Raw genomic sequence first — 2,930 nt, 5'->3', positions numbered from 1 at the left:
CCAAGAAGACAGCATGCTCTTCTGGGCTTGCATTTGGCCCTGGCCTTTTCAACATTGGCGTGGTTAATTTGGAGTCTGACCGAGGAGAGGTATTTTCGTTGTATACAGGGGATAAACGACTCACTAACTTCATATATCCTTGCCGTAACTTTTCAACCATATAGACTTTATTAAACAAAATTCGTCGATCATCAATCTTGTATTTAATAAGTCCTAATGATTTTAAGGTGTTTATTAGTCTCCTTATCGTGTTAGGTGACCATTGAAATACAGCAGATAGAAAAGAAACACTTCTAGAAAAGTATGAATTGTAATGCTTTTCGCTCCAGTACCCTCTATTGAAGAGATATCCATGTAACGCTAAAGCTTTATGTAAGTGCCTGGATTGATTTCGTTTCCAATTTTCTTTATTTGAACGGGCTTGTAGCGCCGATACGTAGACTTTAAAGAATGACACTTCGGCAGTATTAGATTTATAAAACTCTTTAGAGGTTCCCTTTCTTAACTGTTCTAGCATAATGGATAGCCAATCAGAAAACTTCACAGCATATTCGTGAGAACCGATTTTGAGGTGATGAGATACTTCCTCAATGTAATTGTACTTGAGGTTTTTTCTCTCTCTAGCAGGAGGAGTTACTTTCACAATGAAAGATTTCTTAATAAGGGACTCAATTGCACACCTTACTGTGTTACTTGAGTAACCCAAGTTTTTACATAAGCTAGCTGTTGTTCTTTTAAAAGTACGACCTTTGCTTATATCACAAGCGAAATAGGCAACGAACGAAAAAATGTAAGCTTCAGTTTCTGTCAGGTGCTCAAACAGGCCTTCTGACATGAAGATGAACTGGGTTTTATTATTCATATTTTTACCAACAATTTTATTTTTGTTGATAAAAAACGCATCAGCTATTGACGGTGATGGTCAAACAGCTAAAATTGGACGTGTAACCAAATGCAAAAAGTTACATCCTAAGACCCGTGATGTGCGCCAACACTTCACGGGTTTTGTCTTTCTAGCGCTTCTTATCTCTAATGGTTCATTCTCTTGAACTCTGTAATTCCCTTCATTAAACGATCTGCATTGTATTTGATCAAGCGCTGGTGATCTAAAAGATCGTTTTAGATCCACAAAGTCAAGATCGGCTTGGTATAAGCGCCGATCTCGATCTTTAAAGGTGTCGTTAGTTTTTGATATTATTCTGAAAGTTCATCAACAAGAGCGGCTAAGTATTTCTTTAATCCTTTGTCAGATTTCAGATCAAAATCATCAATATCTAACTCTGACCATTCTCTAACATCTTGGAAGAATAACTTTTGGACCTTATCCTCGTCTTTAGGTATTTTTATTGGTAAATAGCTTTTAGACTTCGGTTTTGTTTCTTTTTTTGGTTGTTCAACATCGATAGTTTGCTCTGAACTTTCATCGGCAGTAGAACTTTCATATCTCATTTTTTCCTCAAATGCTTTGAGGATTTTATCTTTGCTGGGACTAGATTCTAACGCCGTCAGCGCCTGCTTCACGATTCGATATTGCTCTGTAATGTGATGTAATGATTGATGTATGCCATACTGCTTTACGACATTAATCAACCTGATGTCGTCGATAAAAGGTTTGATTTTGAAGAAGTAAGACCTTTTAATTGAGAGAGTTTTCATTATTTCATCGGAGCTGCCATTGGTATCCTTCGCGGCAAAATAAAATGAAAGAAGCTGCTCGTAACCTCCTTCAGATGTTTTTGTATTGTTTTCAAGATATATAGTTCGGTCTTGGTGCTCACTATTCGTTTTTAGTATGAAGTAGTAAGGTTCATTAAGTCCAAGTGAGTACACCAGATAACAATAACGCTGGTGGCCGTATGCAAGCGTGTGCATCGCACCTGTTTTAAATACAGCAGGTATTTCAGTGAGCTCCTCTGTTATCGCTAGTGACTCTCCTGTTAACTTTACCTTTTCAACAAATGCCTCTATGAGGTTATTTACTTCATCGTTGCTCGAATTGATATTCGAAAAGCAAACGCCTTTTCCTATGAATATACCCTCTTCTTCTAGATCATATAGATCATCGTGACATGGGTAATTTAGGACGTCATTATCAACTGCATGTTTTCCGCCGCGCGTACTGCCTTTTATCAAACCTGATGCAACGTGGTGTTGGTGAATAATCTTATTAATCGGGATTTCATTAACTTTCGACTTAATAAAGTCTTCCATCGATAACCCGTCGTTTTCATCATAAGCATCTATGATTTCATCGGGTATAAACCTAACCATCTGGGTAATCAGACGCTTATTTTTATAATTCAACCTAACATCTCTAAGAGGTAGAGTTTCGAACCTAATCTTAAACGCGCTGTCATGTTTTATATGACTTCTAACCCCACTTTCTTCATTTTGAACGGAGTTTTCTACCTTTGCTTTAGGAACCTCCTCTTCTAGAAATTCTTGTAAAGAAGCTCTTCCTCTTCCTTTACGCATTTTTGGACTATTCATTAATTCGCCTCCGCGTAAATATCTGCAAGTACTTTATCTGAAACGTAACTGTAAAAAGCTTCCATCTGCTCTTTAGCTTGTGGATGCTTATACCATTCAAAGTGCCCTGGTTTTTGTGGTATCTCTGTATTGAATGCAACGTAATTACACATAACCAAACTTGGTGAGAAAAACTCAGGGAATTGGCTTCTTATTTTTCTAATATGGTCTTTTTCGTGACTTGTGGGTCTCAAGCTGGACACTTTATTAATCAATATTCCGATGATATTGGTTTGATTATCTTCGTTTCTGAATGTGCTGTTATTCATTTGAATATCTGCAATGGTGCCAGGAACCGCATTAGATGCACAAAACGCGTCAGGATTTGCAACTACTAAACAATCACTAGATGCGGCTATCGCACCCTGTGATGCATGAGTTTTACTTGGTGGGGTATCAAT

Annotated in this window: 3 protein-coding genes; all 3 read right to left on the bottom strand. The window is 37.5% G+C overall.

The window, feature by feature from the left end:
* A partial coding sequence (locus BIZ39_RS21065) for a hypothetical protein (RefSeq protein WP_222936740.1) occupies positions 1-862 on the bottom strand: 862 nt, incomplete at its 3' end.
* 332 nt (positions 863-1,194) lie between these two features.
* Positions 1,195-2,490 (bottom strand): hypothetical protein, encoded by a 1,296-nt coding sequence (locus BIZ39_RS21060; protein ID WP_187448000.1) that lies wholly within the window; start codon positions 2,488-2,490, stop codon positions 1,195-1,197.
* Positions 2,490-2,930, bottom strand: a 441-nt coding sequence (locus BIZ39_RS21055) for a hypothetical protein (RefSeq protein ID WP_187447999.1), incomplete at its 5' end; no start/stop codon positions are given. The genes BIZ39_RS21055 and BIZ39_RS21060, both read right to left, overlap by 1 nt.

Source organism: Alteromonas sp. BZK5 (assembly GCF_014349115.1).
In the GTDB taxonomy this organism is placed as follows: Bacteria; Pseudomonadota; Gammaproteobacteria; order Enterobacterales; family Alteromonadaceae; genus Alteromonas; species Alteromonas macleodii.
Note: the sequence above shows the minus strand (reverse complement) of the source record. Positions and strands in the feature narration are given on the sequence as shown.

Coding starts and splice junctions, on each gene's coding strand:
- BIZ39_RS21060 (WP_187448000.1), bottom strand. CDS start 2,490: ATGAATAGTCCAAAAATGCGTAAAGGAAGAGGAAGAGCTTCTTTACAA.